This window comes from Sphingobium sp. WTD-1 (assembly GCF_030128825.1).
Taxonomy (GTDB): Bacteria; Pseudomonadota; Alphaproteobacteria; order Sphingomonadales; family Sphingomonadaceae; genus Sphingobium.
This window is the reverse complement of sequence record NZ_CP119127.1, coordinates 4389563-4406465: the sequence shown is the minus strand read 5'-3', so window position 1 is coordinate 4406465 and position 16903 is coordinate 4389563. Positions and strand designations below refer to the sequence as shown.

At 66.4% G+C, this 16903-nt stretch carries 16 protein-coding genes; 11 read left to right on the top strand and 5 right to left on the bottom strand.

The genetic code is table 11. The features are described from left to right. Window positions 1-43 precede the first annotated feature (43 nt). Window positions 44-814: an NUDIX hydrolase gene (locus N6H05_RS21880; RefSeq protein ID WP_284111672.1), complete on the top strand. Its 771-nt coding sequence runs from the start codon at window positions 44-46 to the stop codon at window positions 812-814. 3 nt (window positions 815-817) lie between these two features. Next, complete coding sequence (locus N6H05_RS21875) at window positions 818-1546, top strand: extensin-like domain-containing protein (protein ID WP_284111671.1); 729 nt, start codon at window positions 818-820, stop codon at window positions 1544-1546. 108 nt (window positions 1547-1654) lie between these two features. Here N6H05_RS21875 and trpE read toward each other — a convergent pair whose 3' ends face one another. Further along, a complete protein-coding gene (trpE, locus tag N6H05_RS21870; protein WP_284111670.1) occupies window positions 1655-3178 on the bottom strand; it encodes an anthranilate synthase component I in 1524 nt (507 codons plus the stop codon). A gap of 1 nt (window position 3179) precedes the next feature. Beyond that, complete coding sequence (locus N6H05_RS21865; RefSeq protein WP_284111669.1) at window positions 3180-5129, bottom strand: peptidylprolyl isomerase; 1950 nt, start codon at window positions 5127-5129, stop codon at window positions 3180-3182. A 209-nt stretch (window positions 5130-5338) separates the two neighbouring features. Between N6H05_RS21865 and tpiA the strand changes: the two genes are divergently transcribed. The 3 genes from tpiA (at window position 5339) to pyrG (ending at window position 8424) form a co-directional block, all read left to right on the top strand. Further along, on the top strand, window positions 5339-6082 hold the full coding sequence (tpiA, locus tag N6H05_RS21860) for a triose-phosphate isomerase (protein ID WP_284111667.1): 744 nt from the start codon (window positions 5339-5341) through the stop codon (window positions 6080-6082). A 242-nt stretch (window positions 6083-6324) separates the two neighbouring features. Beyond that, on the top strand, window positions 6325-6702 hold the full coding sequence (gene secG / locus N6H05_RS21855) for a preprotein translocase subunit SecG (RefSeq protein ID WP_284111666.1): 378 nt from the start codon (window positions 6325-6327) through the stop codon (window positions 6700-6702). Between the two features lie 90 nt (window positions 6703-6792). Further along, the gene (gene pyrG / locus N6H05_RS21850; RefSeq protein WP_284111665.1) at window positions 6793-8424 is read left to right on the top strand and encodes a CTP synthase; all 1632 of its coding nucleotides are present in this window, start codon (window positions 6793-6795) and stop codon (window positions 8422-8424) included. A gap of 32 nt (window positions 8425-8456) precedes the next feature. Here pyrG and N6H05_RS21845 read toward each other — a convergent pair whose 3' ends face one another. From N6H05_RS21845 to N6H05_RS21835, 3 genes are all read right to left on the bottom strand, one after another. Continuing rightward, window positions 8457-9569 (bottom strand): NADH:flavin oxidoreductase/NADH oxidase, encoded by a 1113-nt coding sequence (locus N6H05_RS21845; RefSeq protein ID WP_284111664.1) that lies wholly within the window; start codon window positions 9567-9569, stop codon window positions 8457-8459. 80 nt (window positions 9570-9649) lie between these two features. Beyond that, window positions 9650-10336 carry a pentapeptide repeat-containing protein gene (locus N6H05_RS21840; protein WP_284111663.1) on the bottom strand — a complete coding sequence of 229 codons (687 nt, stop codon included), beginning with the start codon at window positions 10334-10336 and terminating at the stop codon, window positions 9650-9652. A gap of 8 nt (window positions 10337-10344) precedes the next feature. Next, on the bottom strand, window positions 10345-11493 hold the full coding sequence (locus N6H05_RS21835; protein ID WP_284111662.1) for a PQQ-dependent sugar dehydrogenase: 1149 nt from the start codon (window positions 11491-11493) through the stop codon (window positions 10345-10347). Window positions 11494-11655: 162 nt separating this feature from the next. On the opposite strand from N6H05_RS21835, the gene N6H05_RS21830 reads away from it, so the two are divergent. The 6 genes from N6H05_RS21830 to N6H05_RS21805 all read left to right on the top strand — a co-directional run bounded on the left by N6H05_RS21830 (window position 11656) and on the right by N6H05_RS21805 (window position 16902). Further along, a complete protein-coding gene (locus N6H05_RS21830) occupies window positions 11656-12771 on the top strand; it encodes a GNAT family N-acetyltransferase (RefSeq protein ID WP_284111661.1) in 1116 nt (371 codons plus the stop codon). Next, window positions 12768-13613, top strand: coding sequence for a proline dehydrogenase (locus N6H05_RS21825; protein WP_284111660.1), 846 nt, complete (start codon window positions 12768-12770; stop codon window positions 13611-13613). The genes N6H05_RS21830 and N6H05_RS21825 overlap by 4 nt, the downstream gene beginning before the upstream one ends. 159 nt (window positions 13614-13772) lie before the next feature. Continuing rightward, window positions 13773-14297 (top strand): ribosome maturation protein RimP, encoded by a 525-nt coding sequence (gene rimP / locus N6H05_RS21820; protein ID WP_099230928.1) that lies wholly within the window; start codon window positions 13773-13775, stop codon window positions 14295-14297. A 13-nt stretch (window positions 14298-14310) separates the two neighbouring features. After that, complete coding sequence (gene nusA, locus N6H05_RS21815) at window positions 14311-15885, top strand: transcription termination factor NusA (protein ID WP_004211271.1); 1575 nt, start codon at window positions 14311-14313, stop codon at window positions 15883-15885. Window positions 15886-15891: 6 nt separating this feature from the next. Then, the gene (locus N6H05_RS21810) at window positions 15892-16125 is read left to right on the top strand and encodes a tautomerase family protein (protein WP_284111657.1); all 234 of its coding nucleotides are present in this window, start codon (window positions 15892-15894) and stop codon (window positions 16123-16125) included. Window positions 16126-16188: 63 nt separating this feature from the next. Then, window positions 16189-16902 (top strand): DUF448 domain-containing protein, encoded by a 714-nt coding sequence (locus N6H05_RS21805; protein ID WP_010337417.1) that lies wholly within the window; start codon window positions 16189-16191, stop codon window positions 16900-16902. Window position 16903 lies beyond the last annotated feature (1 nt).

Genomic DNA, 16903 nt, shown 5'->3' with positions numbered 1-16903 from the left:
GGCGGGGCTTTACCGCCCCGCCGGATGCGGCCTAGACCGGGGCATGAGCGAAGAGAATGACGCGGGGCGCCCCGCAGCGACGATCGTGATCGTGCGCGACCGGCCGGGCGGAGCGCCCGACCTGCTGATGATGGAACGGGCCGCGACCATGGCCTTTGCCGCCGGTGCGCTGGTCTTTCCGGGCGGCGGCGTGGACGATGGCGACCGGGCGCTGGCCGCCAGTATGTCCAGCGATCTGGCCAGTGACGAGGTCGCGGCACGGATCGCGGCCATTCGCGAGACGATCGAGGAAAGCGGCCTGGGCGTCGGTCTGGCGGGCTCTGTCGATACCGCGACCGTGTCGGCGATTCGCGCGGGCCTGCTCGGCGGGGCGTCGCTCGGCGATCTTCTGGCGCCGCGCGGCATCGCCCTGGCGCTGGATGCGCTGGTGCCGTTCGCCCGCTGGCACCCGTCTGCGCGGGAAAAGGCGATCCGCGTCTATGACACCCGCTTCTATCTCGCCCGCGCGCCACTGGGGCAGGAGGCGAGCGTCGATGCGACCGAGAATGTCCGCCTGTTCTGGAGCAGCGCCGCCGCGACCATCGCCCGCGCCGATGGCGGCGACGGCCATGTCATCTTCCCCACCCGCCGCAATCTGGAACGGCTGGCGCAATATGACAGTTTCGACGCGCTCGCCGCCCATGCCCGCAGCATCCCGGTGGAAAAGGTGCGCCCCTGGTTCGAGGAGCGCGACGGCGAGCCGCATCTCTGCATCCCGGCGCATCTGGGCTATCCGGTCACGTCGGAACCAATGCGGCAGGTCCGGCGTGGTTAGGGCATGCGCCGCCTCCATCTGACCCTTCGTGCCCTTGTCATTGTCGCTGTCATCCTTGGCCTGCTCTGGGTCGGATACGCGCTGTTGCGCCAGCGACCGCAGGATCTGCCCTGGACCAGGCTGGACCTGTCGCAGCCGGTCGGCCTGTTCACCGGTCGCAAGCTTGCCGCCCTGACCGGCAACCGGGCGCAATGCCTGGCGCTGCTCGACCGGGCGGGCATTGCCTATACGGCGATGAAGCCGGGCGGGGGCGAGGGGCAGTGCGGCTATGCCGACGCGGTCCGGTTGAAGGCGGAAAAGGGCATGATCGCATTGTCACCCGCCGGCGTTGCGCCATCCTGCCCGGTGATTGCCGCCCTGCGCGTCTGGGAATGGCAGGTGGTGCAGCCCGCCGCCCAGCGCCTGTTCGGCCAGCCGGTGCGCTCCATCACCCATTTCGGTTCCTACAGCTGCCGGCGCATGTACGGCCGCAGCCAGGGGGATTTCAGCGAACATGCCACGGCCGATGCGATCGATGTCGCGGGCTTCGTGCTGGCCGATGGCCACCGGATCAGCGTGGTCGGCGACTGGAAGGGAGAGGGCAAGGACGCCGCTTTCCTGCGTGAGGTGCGCGATGGCGCCTGCGACCTTTTCTCGACCGTGCTCTCGCCCGACTATAATGCCGCCCATCGCGACCATTTTCACCTCGACCAGGCGGAACGCGGCGCGACGGGCTGGCGGGCCTGTCGTTAGAGATTGAGGTTGCCAATATCCGTTCGCTTCGAGCGAAGTCGAGAAGCGGTTGACGCTGTGCCAGCGTTTCTCGACCAGGCTCGAAACGAACGGATGTTGTTAGTGGGATTACTGCCCGTAGCCGGCTTGCTTGGCCAGGCTGACGGCCTCGCGCGCGGCGGCGAGCAGGGCACCGCTCTTGGCCTCGCATTCGCGCTGCTCATATTCGGCGGTCGAATCGGCGACGATGCCTGCACCGGCCTGGACGTGCATCACGCCATCCTTCAGCACGGCGGTGCGCAGCACGATGCAACTGTCCATATTGCCGTCAGGCCCGAAATAGCCGACGCCGCCGGCATAGGCGCCGCGCGTTTCCGGCTCCAGTTCGGCGATGATCTCGCAGGCGCGGACCTTGGGCGCGCCCGACACGGTGCCGGCGGGGAAGCCCGCGAACAGCGCGTCGATCGCGTCCTTCTCCGGCGCCAGCCGGCCGACCACGTTCGACACGATGTGCATCACATGGCTGTAGAATTCGACCGTATAGCTTTCCGTCACGGTGACGCTGCCGGCGCTGGCGACGCGGCCGACATCGTTGCGGCCGAGGTCCAGCAGCATCAGATGCTCGGCCCGTTCCTTGGGATCGTCGAGCAGGCTGGCGCGGTTGGCGGCGTCCTCGACCGCATTCTTGCCGCGCGGGCGGGTGCCGGCGATCGGCCGGATCGTCACTTCGCCATCGCGGGCGCGGACTAGGATCTCCGGGCTGGACCCGATCAGCGCAAAGCCGGGCAGGTCGAGATAATAGAGGAAGGGCGACGGGTTGATCCGGCGCAGCGCGCGATAGAGCGCGATCGGCGGCAAAGTGAAGGGGCTGGTGAAGCGCTGCGCCAGCACCACCTGGAAGATGTCGCCCGCGACGATATAGTCCTTGGCGCGATCGACCATCTGGGCATAGCGGCCCGGCTCCAGCACCGGCGTCACGTCGATCTCGGCAATGTCGGCCGGGGCGGGCACGGCCGGCAGCGGCGCGGCCAGACGCGCGGCGGTCGCGTCGATCCGTTCCAGCGCCTGCGCAATGGCCTTTTCCGCGTCGGCGGCCTGATCCTTCCATACCGGGGCGACCAGGAACAGGGCGTCGGCCAGCCGATCGAACACCAGGATGACGGTCGGCCGCACGAACAGCATGTCGGGCAGGGCGATGTCGTTGGCGGCGGGGCGGGGCAGCTTTTCGACCAGGCCCACCGTCTCATAGCCGAAATAGCCGACCAGACAGGCGAGCGCGGCGGGCAGGGCGGGGTCCAGATCGGCGCGGCATTCGGCGACCAGTGCGCGCAGCGCCTGCAACGCATCCTGTTCGGCGGGGACAAAGGCGTCGCGATCGGTCGCCCATTGGCGGTTGATCTCGCCCTTTGCGCCCTCGGCGCGATAGACGAGGTCGGGGGCCAGGCCGATCAGGCTGTAGCGGCCACGCACCGCGCCGCCCTCGACCGATTCCAGCAGGAAGTCGCCCCGGTCCGCCTCGAACAGCTTGAGCGCAGCGGAGATCGGCGTGTCGGTGTCGGCAATCTGCCGCCGCCACACCAGACCCGAACGGCCCTGTGCCAGTGCCGCGCGAGCGACGGCCGTGCCGTCCACCATTCCCCCCTGCGCCGCCATCTTACTGCTCGCCGCTATTGGTGGCGGACAGCGCCTTCTGGGCTTCGGCCACGGCGTTCGCCTTGCGGGTCACGCCCATGTCCTTTTCGATCGCGCGCTCGAACTGGGCGCCATATTCCTCGCCCACGACGTCGCCCAGCTGGGTGCGGACCTGGTTCAGCAATTCGGGCTGACCGGCGGCGTCACCACGCTTGATGGCGTTCAATTGCACCACGAAGGTGCCGCGATCCTGGCCGATCGGCAGGGTCTTCACGCTGTTGGCGGCCATGGAGAAGAGGATGGCGATTTCCGCCGGCGGGCGCTGCTGGCCACGCATCAGGTCGGCGCGACGGCCACCCACGACCTGCGGGGCGGGCAGCTTGACGCCGGCCTGGGCCAGCGCATCGGCCAGCTTGGTGCCCTTGGCGACCTTGGCGCGGATGTCCTCGGCAACCTTCTGCGCCTTCTCATAGCCCTGGCTCAGCTTGTACTGGGCTACGACCAGCGGCTTGATCTTGGCGAGCGGCGGCGGAGCGGGGGCGACGATGTCGCCCGGCGCTGCCAGCGCATAGCGCTTGTCGGCGGTGATCGGCACCAACTGGGCATCATCGTCGGCGCTCATCGCGAAGACGGGGGCCAGCAGCGGCTGCAGGTCGCTGTTGGGCTGATAGGTCTCGTCCTCGACCTGCTTGCCGCTCGACACCAGCAGCGGCGAGGTTTCCAGCTTCAGGCCATTATCCTTCGCGACTTCCTCGAAGGTGCCGCCATTGGCGATCTGGTCCTCGATTTTGCCGGTGAAGTCGGTCAGCAGCTGCTTTTCCTTCTGGGTGCGCAGCGTGGCGATGATCTCATCGCGCACCGACGCCAGCGCACGGGCCGGGACATTGTTGAGCGCGGTGACGCGCAGCACGATCCAGCCGAGCGAACCACGGACCGGGCCGACCAGTTCGCCCTGCTTGGCGGCAAAGGCGGCGTCGGCGACCGGCTTGGACGCGGTGGCGGCGAGCGCCTCGCGGCTCTGGTCGGTCAGGGTCGACACGGCAAGGCCAGCACCCTGCGCCGCAGCGGCCAGCGTCTTGCCGGCCTTCACCTGGTCGGCGATCGCCTTGGCAGCGGCCTGGGTCGGCAGCACAAGCTGTTCGACGCTGCGATTTTCCTTGGCGGCATAGGCCGCCTTGTTCTGGTTGTAGGCGGCGGTGATTTCCGCCTCGGTCGGCTGCGCCGCCTGGGCGAAACGCTCGCTGTCGATCACGGCATAGCGGATGCGGCGCTGTTCCGGGATGGTGTAGCGCGCGGCATTCTTCTTGTAGAAATCGGCGACCTGCGCGTCGGTCGGCTCCTTCGTGTCCAGGAAGGCGGCGGCCGGGATCGCGGCGATCGTGCCCTGGCGTTCCTCCAGCAGCAGCGACGCATAGGGCAGCGCCACGCTGTCGGGCAGCTTCACGCCCAGGCCGACCGGCGCCAGCAGCTGGCGCTGCAGGATTTCGCGGCTGATATCGTCGCGCAGCGACTGTTCGCTGATCCGCTCGCGCTGCAGCAGGGCGCGGAAATTATCCTGGCTGAAATTGCCGGCCGCGTCCTGGAAGGCGGGGATCTGCGCGATCTGCGCATCGACCAGCCGTTTGCTGATATGGACGCCCTGATCGCTGGCGAACTGCTTGAGCGTCAGCGCCGCGACCAGCTGGTCGAACACCTGCTTGCCGCCACCCTGGGCGAAGAAATCGCCGATCTGCATGCCCGGATTTTCGCGGCGCGCATTTTCGAACACGCGCTGGATACGGTCCTGCAGCTCGCTCATGCGCAGCTTGGAACCGCCGGCCTTGGCGACGGTGTCGCCGCCGCCCAGGCCGGTCCCGAACTTGCCGCTGGAAATGTCGCCCAGGATGAACGCCGCCGCGATCAACCCCAGAAAGAGGATCGCAAAAAAGGCGCCGAATTTGGAGCGGATGAAACTGCGGAAGACAGAGAGCATGAGAATGTCCGGTTTATGCGGCGATATGGCGGCCCGCTTTAGGGGCGGATCGACCCGGCGGCAAGTGCAGCCGTGGCGGACGGTCTGGACAAATGCTGCATCGCCGTCCATCGGCATGTGCGTCCGGCTGGGATCCATGGAGACGGGGCGCAAGTCCGCGGGATTTCGATCAGATACGTGCAGCAATAATCACAAGGGGACTTGGACCGATGAGCAGGCGCAAGCTGGTGGTCGGCAACTGGAAGATGAACGGGATGCGTGCGCATCTCGACGAGGTGGAGGCGATCGGCAAGGTCGCGGCGCAGCATCCGGCGGTGGAGGTCGGGATATGTCTGCCTGCGACGCTGATCATGGCGGGGTCGCAGCTGAGGGGCGCGGCCTTCATCGGCGCCCAGAACTGCCATATGGAATTGAGTGGCGCCTATACCGGCTCGCTGTCGGCGGAGATGCTGATCGAGGCGGGGGCGACCTGGGTCATCACCGGCCATAGCGAACGGCGCGAGACGCGCGGCGAAACCAACGCCGATGTCGCCGCCAAGTCGGTCGCCGCCCATGGTGCGGGCATGAAGGTGATCTTGTGCGTGGGCGAAACGCTGGCTGTGCGCGATGCGGGCGATGCCGACGAAGTGGTCACCGCCCAGTTGCTCGCCTCGCTGCCTGAAGGCGCAAGCGCCGACTGGCTGGCCGTCGCCTATGAACCGATCTGGGCGATCGGCACCGGCCGCATTCCGACGCTGGAGGCGATCCAGTCGATGCACGCCACCTTGCGGGCTGCGCTTGCCAGCCGGATCGGCCAGGATCAGGCCGACGCCATGCGCATCCTCTATGGCGGATCGATGAACGGCGACAATGCCGCCGAGATCATCGCCCTGCCGGACGTCGACGGTGGCCTGGTCGGCGGCGCCAGCCTGTCCGCCGCCAAGTTCGAACCGGTGATCGCCGCCGCGGACTGATGCGGAGCGCCCTCTCTTCGTGCGGAAGAGGGGGCATTCTGGCTTGATGCGAGTCGGGGCGGTCTCCTTCTCGCGGTGCCTTGGCTGAACGAAACCGATCAGGGAAGGCCAGCTGCAGCAGCCCCTGCACGCGCCCTCATCCGTGCCTTCGTTCACATCGACAGGCTCGCCGGTTGCCCCGGCGGCCCATCATCGCTATGTGCGCGCCAACGCATTCCTTCATTGGACAGAAAAGAACCCGCATGTTCACCTTCCTTCTCGTCGTGCAGGCGATCGTCGCCGCCCTGCTGGTCACCGTGATTCTGATGCAGAAGTCGGAAGGTGGCGGTCTGGGTGTCGGTGGCAGCCCGGCCGGGCTGATGTCGGCGCGCGGTGCGGCGGATTTCCTGACGCGTGCAACCACTGTGCTGGCGACCCTGTTCGTCCTGTTGTCGATCACCCTGGCGGTCATCGCCTCGGTCCGTCACGCGGGCGGCGACATCGATACCTCGCTGGTCAAGTCGGCGCCCGCCACGCAGGCGCCTGCACCCACGACCGGTAATGCTGATCCGCTGGCCGGCGCAGCCGCCACGGCAGGCAATGGTTCGGCAGCGAACGGCGCAGTTCCGCTCGCGAACTGACCTTTTCGTCGTTCATCGTCATATTTTTTGCGAGCGTGCGGATTCGCGCGCTTGCTCAACTCGTTTGTATAAGGCTAAGCCTCTTCTCCCATGACGCGGTATATTTTCATCACCGGCGGCGTGGTCTCCTCGCTTGGTAAGGGCCTCATGGCCGCATCCTTGGCAGCGCTGTTGCAGGCGCGGGGCTATCGCGTGCGAATCCGGAAATTCGACCCCTATCTCAATGTCGATCCGGGCACGATGTCACCCTATCAGCATGGCGAAGTCTATGTGACCGACGACGGGGCGGAAACCGACCTCGATCTGGGCCATTATGAACGCTTTACCGGCGTGTCGGCCCGCCAGTCGGACAATGTCACCCAGGGCCGGGTCTATCAGACCATCATCCAGCGCGAACGGCGCGGCGACTATCTGGGCGCGACCGTCCAGGTCATCCCGCACGTCACCGACGAGATCAAGGCGTTCGCCACGGCGGAGACCGACGATCTGGACTTCGTGCTGTGCGAAATCGGCGGCACCGTCGGCGACATCGAATCGCTGCCCTTCATGGAAGCGATTCGCCAGCTCCATAATGATCTGGATCGCGGCCAGTCGATCTTCGTCCATGTGACGCTGGTGCCCTATCTCGCGGCGGCCGGCGAACTGAAGACCAAGCCGACCCAGCATAGCGTGCGCGAGCTGACCTCGCTCGGCATCCAGCCCGACATCCTGCTGTGCCGCGCCGAGCATCCGCTGCCCGAGAGCGAGCGCAAGAAGATCGCCCTCTTCTGCAATGTCCGTCCCGAGGCGGTCATCCCGGCGCTCGACGCCAAGAGCATCTATGCCGTGCCCGAGCAATATCATGCCGAGGGTCTCGACAATGAAGTGCTGCGCGCCTTCGGCATCACCGATGCGCCCGCGCCGTCGATGGACCGCTGGACCGACATCATGGATCGCCAGCTCAACCCGGAGGGCGAAGTGACGATCGGCGTGGTCGGCAAATATGTCGGCCTGCTCGACGCCTACAAGTCGCTGCACGAAGCGCTGCACCATGGCGGCCTCGCCAACCGGGTGAAGGTCAATATCAAGTGGATCGACGCCGAACTGTTCGAGAAGGGCGACGACCTCGCCGCCAGCCTCGAACCGATGCACGGCATCCTCGTCCCCGGCGGCTTCGGCGTGCGCGGGTCGGAAGGCAAGATCGCATCGGTCAAGTTCGCGCGCGAACGCGACGTGCCCTTCTTTGGTATCTGTCTTGGCATGCAGATGGCCTGCATCGAAGGCGCGCGGAACACGGCGGGGATCGAGAATGCCTCGACCACCGAGTTTGGCGAAACCAGCGAACCGGTCGTCGGCCTCATCACCGAATGGATGAGCGCGGAAGGCCTGCAGAAGCGGACCGCCGAGACCGATCTGGGCGGCACCATGCGTCTGGGCGCCTATCCGGCCAAGCTCGCGGGCAACAGCGTCGTCGCCGGCATCTATGGCAGCAACGACATCAGCGAGCGTCACCGCCACCGCTATGAGGTCAATGCCGGCTATCGCGAACCGCTGGAAAAGGGCGGCCTGATCTTCTCGGGCATGTCGCCGGACGGCACGCTGCCAGAAATCGTCGAGCGGCCCGACCATCCCTGGTTCGTGGGCGTGCAGTTCCACCCGGAACTCAAGTCCAAGCCGTTCGACCCGCACCCGCTCTTCGCCAGCTTCATCGAAGCGGCGGTCAAGCAGAGCCGGTTGGTTTAAAAGAACGGGGCCGAAAGGCCCCGTTTTTCGTTTCAGCCCTTCGGTGCGTCGAAGAGATTGCGATACTGGCGCGGCTGGCAGCGCAGATATTGCGGCGCGGCCTTCACCGATGCGCCCAGATGGGCGGCGGCATGCCAGGGCCAGCGCGGGTCATAGAGGATGGTGCGGGCGATCGCGATCAGGTCGGCGTCGCCGGTGCCGATGATCGCTTCGGCCTGCTCGAAATCGGTGATCAGGCCGACGGCGATCACCGGCATGTCGACCGCCTGCTTGACCGCGCGGGCCAGCGGCACCTGATAGCTCGGCCCCACCGGAATATCCTGGCGCGGGTCGAGCCCGCCGCTCGACACATGGAGCGCGCTGCAGCCGCGCGCTTCCAGCGTCTTGGCAAATGCGACCGTCTGCTCGATGTCCCAGCCGCCATCGACCCAATCGGTGCCCGACACGCGCATCGTCACCGGCTTGTGCGTCGGGAACGCGGCGCGCACCGCATCGAAAATCTCCAGCGGCAGGCGCATCCGGTTTTCCAGGCTGCCGCCATAATCATCGTCGCGCTGGTTGGAGAGCGGCGAGAGGAACTGGTGCAGCAGATAGCCATGGGCACCGTGGAGCTGGACCGCGTCGATACCGATCGCGTCAGCCCGCTTCGCCGCCGCGACGAAGGCGTCGCGCAGCCGGTCGATCCCGGCCTTGTCCAGCGCCATCGGCGCATGGGTGCCCGGCGTGAAGGGCAGGGCGGAGGGGGCGACCGTCTGCCAGCCATTGGCCGCATCGGGCGCGATCTGCGCGCCGCCCTTCCATGGCACTTCGGTGGATGCCTTGCGCCCGGCATGGCCGAGCTGGATCGCGATCGGCATGTCGCTGTGGCGGCGCACGCCGTCCAGCACGCGCTGCATCGCCGCCTGCGTGGCGTCATCCCACAGGCCGACATCGGCATGGCTGATCCGCCCCTCGGGCAGCACGGCGGTCGCCTCGATCGTCAGCAGCGCCGCGCCGGACAGCGCCAGTTGCCCCAGATGAATGAGGTGCCAGTCGTTCATCTGGCCGTCGACGGCGGAATATTGGCACATCGGTGCGATCACGATGCGGTTGTCGAGGGCAAGGCCGCCGATATCGAAGGGCTGGAACAGCTTGGGAGCGCTCATGCAGGTCTCCAGAAGGGGAGAGGATAGAGAAGGCCTGCAAGATAGGAAGCCGGCCGGGCGGCCGAAAGGGGCTGTCCCGCTCAGCGCACTTTCAGCCCCAGTTCGGCGAGCAGTTCGCTGGCCTGGTCGCGTGAGATGGTGGCGCCGCGAAAGCGGCTGGCATCGCCCAGATGGACGCCGCCTATGTCCGCGCCGCGCAGGTCGGCGCCCTCGAACCGGGCGCCGTCCAGCATCGCCTCGCGCAGGCTGCAGCCCTCGAAGCTGGTCATGCGGAAATCGCATTTGCGCAGGTCAGCCTGCGAAAAATCGATGCGGCTCAGTCGCTGCTTGCGGAAGGACAGGCCGGGCAGGCGCGCGTCGATCAGCAGGCATTCCGCCATGTCGATCTCCAGCGCGCGCAGGTCCGACAGGTCGGCGCCGGTCAGCTTGCACTGGGCCAGCCGCGCGCCCTCCAGCCGCGCCCGCCGCAATATGACATTGTTGAAGTCGCATCCGGTCAGCACCGCGTCGCTGAGGTCGCAGCCGGTGAAATTCGCGCCGCCGCCCCGGCAGCCCTGCCAGCGCGTGCGCTCCAGCATGGCGCCGGCCAGATCGGCGTTGCGCAGGTTGCAGCGCTCGAACTGCCAACCGCTGAGGTCGAGCTGCGCCAGCGCCGCTTCCTCCAGATCGCAGTCGATCAGGACGTGGGGCGTGCCCGCCAGCGCCATGATGTCGGCGCGCGCCAGTTGCTGCCCGTTGCGCGCGGGCAGGGCGGATACGTCGGTCATGTCGCTATCTATGCCTTGGGCGTCAGCTTGAGCAGGCGGCCCTGCGACTTGCCGCCATCCTCCAGCAGCCACAGCGCGCCGTCCGGCCCCTGTTCGACCTCGCGGATGCGCGCGCCCATATCCCACTGGTCGGCCTTGGACGCATTCTCGCCGTCCAGCTTCACCCGCACCAGCGACTGGCTCGACAGGCCGCCGATGAACAGCGAGCCCTTCCATTGCGGGAACAGGTCGCCCGAATAATAGATAAGGCCGCCCGGCGAGATCACCGGATTCCACCAGACCTTTGGCGCCTCATAGCCGTCGCCGGGCTTGTGATCGGGAATGTCGCGGCCGTCATAGTGGCTGCCATTCGACGCCTTGGGCCAGCCATAGTTGAGGCCGGGCTTGATCAAATTGACCTCGTCGCCGCCCTTGGGCCCCATTTCCTGTTCCCACAGGCGGCCGTCCTTGTCGAAGGCGATACCCAGCAGGTTGCGATGGCCATAGGACCAGACCGCCGGGTTGAAGCCCTTGGCGCTGAGCGGATTGCCCGCCGCCGGCGTGCCGTCCAGATTGAGGCGCAATACCTTGCCCAGGGTCGATTTGGGATCCTGTGCCGGGTCAAACTTCTGTCGCTCGCCATTGGTGAAGAAGAGATATTTGCCGTCCGGCGAGAAGGCGATGCGGCCCGAATAATGGCCATTGCCCTCGACATAATCGCTGGCACGGAAAATGACCTTCACGTCGGCCAGCCTGGTCGTGCCGTCGCTCGCCTGGTCGAAGATGCCGGTGGCCAGCGCCACGCCCTTGCCGCCGGCGCGATCGCCCTGGCCGACCTCGGAAAAGCTGAAATAGACCTTCTTGTCCTGCGCGAATGTGGGGGAGGGGACGATGTCCATCAGCGCGCCCTGACCTGCGCTGTCGACCTTGGGGATGCCGGCGACCGGGATCTTGGTGCCGTTCTTCGGATCGAACAGGATCATCTCGCCGGCCTTTTCGGTGATCAGCATCCGCCCGTCGGGCAGGAAGGTCATCGCCCAGGGCGATTCGAAATCGGCGATCACCGATGTCTTGAACGGCTTTTCCCCCGCGGTCGCACCGGCATTCTGGCCGGTCGCATTGTCCGCCGAACAGGCCAGCAGGGCGAGGGGGAGAGTGACGGCCATCACGCGCAGCATGGGAAACTCCTGTTATGACATTTGCAGGGGAAAGCCGATTTTTCGGCGGGGGTTCCATGCCCGCATCCTCCACCGGATGCGGGCATGGATGCAAGCCTCATCGGCGACAGGCCGATTTCTTAAGCTTCTGCCGCTAGAGGACAGGGCGGCAAGAGGGGGAATATGGTGCTGCACGGCGTATCGGATTTCGATGCTGCGTGCGCGCAGGCGGGCGCCTTGCGCGTCGAGCCGCTATGCCTTGCCGACGCGCTGGAATCGACCGTGCTTGCCCGCGCCTGGGAAAGGCTGGAGGCACGTGCCGACTGGCCGACCCAGACCCGCCTGTTCGCCGTCACGCTGAACGACCTGATTGCCGCCGGGCCAAGCCGCATCATGACGGTCTGGGCGGGGGGCGATCTGGTCGCGCTGCTGCCGCTGTGCCGGGATGCTGGCGCGCTCGCCCGCTGGCGGATGATCGGCGCGCGCGAAACCTATGAACCGGGCGACGTGCTGTGCAACGGGACGGCGGCCGCCGATGCGTTGGCCGGCGCGATCGCGCATTTGCCGCATCCCTTGCTGCTTGATCGCATTTCGGCCGGGTCGCCCCTGATCCCCGCACTGGCGCGGGCGGTGCGGCGGCGCGGGCGGCTGGTCGTGCGGCCGGCCATGGCCTGTCCCCATATCGCGCTGGATGAGGGCTGGCGCGACCCGGAAAGCCGCTTCAACGCTGGTCGCCGCTCCGACTTCCGCCGCGCCCGGCGCAAGGCGGAGGGGTGCGGCCTGCTCCAGTGCGAGACGCTGGCGCCGGACGCCGACAATTTCGATGCTTTGTTCGACGAGGCTGTCGCGGTCGAGGCGCTGGGCTGGAAGAGCGAGGCGGGCACCGCCATCGCCACCGACCCGCGTCAAGCGGCGATCTTCCGCGCTTTCTTCCGCGCGGTGGCGCAGCGCGGCGACCTGCGCATCTCCTTCCTGCGGATCGATGGCCGCGCCATCGCGATGCAGATGGCGGTGCTGTGGAATGGCCGCTACTGGCTGTTCAAGATCGGCCATGACGCGGCCTTCAACGCCTGTTCGCCCGGCGGGCTGCTGATGCTCCATGCCATCGGCTGGGCGGCGCAGGCGCGGCTGCACAGTTTCGAATTTCTGGGTGTTGCCGAACCCTGGATTCGCAAGCTCTGGACCCAGACGGAGCATGACTGCGTCCAGTTGCGCACCTATCCCTATAATCTGCGCGGCGCGGCGGCCTTTGCGGCGGACGCTATTGTCTGGTCGCGGCAACGGCTGTTGCGGCGGTGAGGGGCGGGGTAGCCTGGCGCCTGTTGCGGGACACGCGCTATGCCCTGCCCGGTGCGCTGGGCCGGGTCATCCCGGCGCCCGACGCTCCCCATGCCGTGGCGATCGCCCGGCAACAGGCCCGCGTCGGCGCCGCCACCACGATCGGCTATTTCGAAGGGGCAGGGGGTGATCCCTCGTCGATCATGGCCGCTTATGCGCGGGTGGCACAGCGGGCACGCGGCCTGGACCTCAGCCTGTCGGTAAAGGCGCCACCCCTGCGCTTCGATCCGGTCAGCCTGCGCGAACTGGCGCAGATTGCGCGCCAGTCCGGCCTGTCGCTGGTGTTCGACGCCCATGGCCCGCAGGATGCGGACGAAACGCTGGCGGCGGTCGAACGGCTGCTGCCCGACTTTCCCGATACCGGCATCGTACTGCCGGCCCGCTGGCATCGCAGTCAGGCCGATGCGGTGCGACTGCGCGACAGCAGCGCGCCGGTCCGTATCGTGCGCGGGGAGTGGCCCGATCCGGCGGGCGATGCGGTCGATCCCGATGCCGCTTATCTGATGCTCGTCGAGGCGCTGGCCGGACGCGCGGCGCCGGTTGCGATTGCGACTCATCGTCCCGCGCTGGCCGACCGGGCGCTCGCGCTGCTGCGCGATGCGGGCACGCCATGCAGTCTGGAACAGTTGCGGGGGCTGCCGGGCCGCCGCTGCCGGGCGGTGGCGCGGGGGCAGGGGGTGCCGGTGCGCCTTTATGTGCCCTTCGGTCCCGGCTGGATTCCCTATGCGCTGGACCGGGCGCTGGCCCGGCCCTATCTGCTGGCGTGGATGTGGCGCGACTGGACGGGGCGCGCAGACCCCTGAAATAGCGCATTTTACGAAACATGTTGCAGGTCCTTGGCAACCTGCCTATATGGATATTGCTTCCTTACATCGTCACACATGTCAGGGTCGCAGGCACCAAGCCTGCGGCGGCAACAAGCAGCTATATATATTTTGGCCTATCTGATTTCTGGAGTATCCATGGCGGACATCGCCGAACTGACCGCATTGATCGAGCCCGAGGTAAAGGCCCTGGGGTTCGACCTCGTGCGCATCAAGCTGTTCGGATCGGGCGACGAATATACGCTGCAGATCATGGCCGAAAACCCGAAGACCAAGCAGTTGGTCATCGAGGATTGCGCCGCCATCTCGCGCCGCCTGTCCGACGTGATGGATGAAGTCGACCCGATCGAGGAAGCCTATCGTCTGGAAGTCAGTTCGCCCGGTATCGACCGGCCGCTGACCCGCCTGCATGATTTTCTCGAATGGGCGGGCCATGAAGCGAAGATCGCCGCGACCGAAGTGGTCGAGGGGCGCAAGAGCTTCCGTGGCATCCTCAAGGGCGTCGAGGGTGAGGATATCCTGTTCCAGGATGCCAAGGCCGGCGATGTCACCATCCCGTTCGCGCTGGTCGGCGATGCCAAGCTGATGCTGACCGATGCACTGATTTCTGCTACCATGCCGCTCTCCTCCGATGGGGCGGACGAGTTCGAAACCGAGGAATAAGGGTTTTATCGTCATGGCCAACGCCATTTCCGCCAATAAGGCCGAGCTGATCGCGATTGCAAACAGCGTCGCCAGCGAGAAGATGATCGACAAGGCGATCGTCATCGAGGCGATGGAAGATGCGATCCAGCGCGCTGCCCGTGCCCGTTACGGCGCCGAGAATGACATCCGTGCCAAGCTGGACCCGGACAGCGGCGACCTGCGCCTGTGGCGCGTCGTCGAAGTCGTCGAGGTGGTCGAGGATTATTTCAAGCAGGTCGACCTCAAGCAGGCCGCCAAGCTGAAGAAGGACGCCGTGGTCGGCGACTTCATCGTCGATCCGCTGCCCGCGATTGACCTCGGCCGTATCGACGCCCAGTCGGCCAAGCAGGTGATCTTCCAGAAGGTCCGCGACGCCGAGCGCGAACGCCAGTTCGACGAGTTCAAGGACCGCGTGGGTGAAATCATCACCGGCGTCGTCAAGTCGGTCGAGTTCGGCCATGTCGTCGTCAATCTGGGCCGCGCCGAAGGCGTGATCCGCCGCGACCAGCAGATCCCGCGCGAAGTCGTTCGCGTCGGCGACCGCATCCGTTCGGTCGTGCTGAACGTGCGCCGCGAAAATCGCGGTCCGCAGATCTTCCTCAGCCGCGCGCACCCCGAATTCATGAAGAAGCTGTTCGCGCAGGAAGTGCCCGAAATCTATGATGGCGTCATCACCATCATGGCCGCCGCCCGCGATCCGGGTTCGCGCGCCAAGATCGGCGTCATCAGCCGTGACAGCAGCATCGATCCGGTCGGCGCCTGCGTCGGCATGAAGGGTAGCCGCGTCCAGGCCGTCGTGCAGGAAATGCAGGGCGAGAAGATCGACATCATCCCCTGGTCGGAAGATACCGCCACCTTCGTCGTCAACGCGCTGCAGCCGGCCCAGGTCGCCCGCGTCGTCATCGACGAGGAAGAAGAGCGCATTGAAGTCGTCGTTCCCGACGATCAGCTGTCGCTCGCCATCGGCCGCCGCGGCCAGAATGTCCGCCTCGCCAGCCAGCTGACCGGCAAGGCGATCGACATCATGACCGAGGCCGACGCCAGCGAGAAGCGCCAGAAGGAATTCGTCAGCCGTTCGGAAATGTTCCAGAACGAGCTGGACGTGGACGAGACGCTGTCGCAGCTGCTGGTCGCCGAAGGCTTTGGCGAGCTGGAAGAAGTCGCCTATGTCAGCGTCGAGGAACTGGCCGGGATCGAAGGTTTCGACGAGGATCTGGCTGCCGAGCTGCAGAGCCGTGCGCAGGAAGCGCTCGACCGTCGCGAACAGGCCGCCCGTGAAGAGCGTCAGGCACTGGGTGTCGAGGACGCGCTGGCCGACATGCCGCACCTCACCGAAGCGATGCTGGTTACGCTCGGCAAGGCCGGCGTCAAGACGCTCGACGACCTCGCCGATCTGGCCACCGACGAACTGGTGCAGAAGAAGCGCGTCGACCAGCGTCGTCGCAAGTCGGACAGCGGCAATGAGGACAAGGGCGGCATCCTGGCTGCCTATGGTCTGAGCGACGAGCAGGGCAATGAGATCATCATGGCTGCCCGCGCCCACTGGTTCGAAGGCGAGGAAGCGTAAGCCAAGATGCCTTTCGTCGACATCCGCCTGGCCGGTAACGCGACTCGCGAGCAGAAAGCCGCGATCGTTGCTGACGTCACCCAGTCGCTCGTGGAGCGGCTGGGAAAGCCGGCGGCTGCCGTCCAGATCGTGATCTCGGAAGTCTCGACCGAAAATTATGCGGCCGGCGGTCAGTTGATCGCCGACCGCGCCCTTTCTCCAGCCAGGGAGGACGCCAATGCTGCGGACACTCCCCGATGAGAGAATAAGCCTACTCGACAGCGTTGGTCTTGCCCTTTTGTCCGTTTTGGCGGAGGGGCGCGCATGACCGAACGCAAATGCATATTGAGCGGCGACCGCGCCGATCCCGAAACGCTGATCCGCCTGGCCATCGGCCCTGAAGGGCAGGTGATGCCCGACGTCCGTGCCAAGGCGCCGGGCCGGGGCGCCTGGATCGGCGTGTCGCGGGCCGAGCTTGAAACGGCGCTGGCCAAGGGCAAGCTCAAGGGCGCGCTCGCCCGCGCCTTCAAGGAAGGCGCTCTTGAAATTCCCGACAATCTTCCCGATCTGGTAGAGGCCGGGCTGCGGCAGGATCTGCTCAGCCGCCTGGGGCTGGAGGCTCGCGCCTCCATGTTGCTGACCGGATCGGAAAAGATCGACGTCGCATGCCGCAAGGGCATGGTGAAAATGCTGCTTCATGCCGCCGATGCGGGCACGGACGGCAATCGAAAGCTGGACCAGGCCTTGCGCGTGGGACAGGAAGCGGAAGGCACGGATCTTGCGGGCATCGTCTTGCCTGTGGACCGGCACGCCCTATCTATGGCAATGGGGCGCGACAATGTCGTCCATATCGCGGTGACCGACTCGCGGGCGACAGTGCGCCTGCGTGCGGCTCTGGGCCGCTTGGAAAGCTATCTGGGATGCGCTACCGGGGCGCCGGTGCATGGGGAGCAGGACTCCGCCGATGCGCAGGCGCATGAGGCTGCATGGAATGATGCGTCGGCGGCTGCGCCGGCTGATGATGATGTGAAGGGTTAAA